1 protein-coding gene is annotated in these 1,151 nt (G+C 52.7%); it reads left to right on the top strand.

The window, feature by feature from the left end:
* Window positions 1-151 precede the first annotated feature (151 nt).
* Entirely contained in the window at window positions 152-433 is a 282-nt protein-coding gene (locus NDI72_RS21860) for a hypothetical protein (protein WP_113152770.1), read from the top strand.
* Window positions 434-1,151: the final 718 nt, after the last annotated feature.

Raw genomic sequence — 1,151 nt, 5'->3', positions numbered from 1 at the left:
CAACCGTGATCTTCTGGCTCTAATCAACGAGTCCTGAGCCTAGCTGAGGGTGTTTATTGCCGCAATCTGAACACATTCTGAACGACGCGTTCAGCGCGAGTTCAAAGCTACACCTGCACTATGCAGTTGTACTCGAATGGAGGAGTAAGTTATGAACTTCAAGAATATCGCTCTGGCCACAATCGCATCAGCGGTTCTTCTCGCGCCGATCTCGTCGGCCTTCGCATATACGATCCATTACAAAGGTGGGAAATATTCGGTCACCTGTGACAATGGCGACAGATGGACCCGCGGCGACGGCTCTCAGATAATTACCCATAGTGACGCGAAGAAGGTCTGCGAAGCACGAGGAAGCAGCATCATGGCCCCGGACGGCTTCACGAAAACCGGACCAGCACAGAGAGATATGAACAGCAGCATTCAGAAGAGATAAGAACAGCATTTCTATTCTCATCATCCGATTGCACTGAACCGGAGAGGAAGTCATGAACTTCAGGAACATCGCCCTGGCCACAATCGCATCAGCCGTTCTTCTCGCGCCAATCTCGTCGGCCTTCGCATATTCGATCGCATACAAAAACGGGAAATATTCCTTAACTTGTGAAGATGGTTATAAATGGACGCACGGCGACGGCACTCAGGAGATTACCCATGGCCAAGCGAGAAGGGTCTGCGCAGCACGGGGAAGTAGCATTATGGCCCCGGACGGCGCGACGAAACCCGGGCCAGCGAAGCGAGATACAAACAGCAGTATTCAGACAAAATAGGAACAGCATTCCGACAAAGCCCGCTTCCCGCGGGCTTTTTAATTTCTGATGCGCTTCCCCAATAGTCAAAGCACGTCTTGTCCAAGCTGATCATATCTGCCGCTGTAATAGCCTGGGTATTCGGCAGACTGGGAAAGGATCTCGGTAGCTCAAACGGCTCCAGCGCCACCGGCTAGCGAGATAGTCGCGCCGATCTCATCGCTCAACTATCCTCCTAACATCTTGCACGGCACAAACGACCTGTCGCCGCAGGAGTAGCGCAATCAGGAGTCCGCCTAGCGCAAGTGTACCGATGGCGATCACGGTCTGCCATTCCAGGCCAGCAAGGGCAGCTAGGCTCAGGACCCATTGATTTAAAAAAATGGCTGTGATTCAGACGGGCGT

Source organism: Nitratireductor sp. GZWM139, assembly GCF_030068685.1.
Classification (GTDB): Bacteria; Pseudomonadota; Alphaproteobacteria; order Rhizobiales; family Rhizobiaceae; genus Nitratireductor; species Nitratireductor aquimarinus.
The sequence above is the reverse complement of the archived record's forward strand: the minus strand, read 5'-3'. Positions and strand labels throughout refer to the sequence as shown.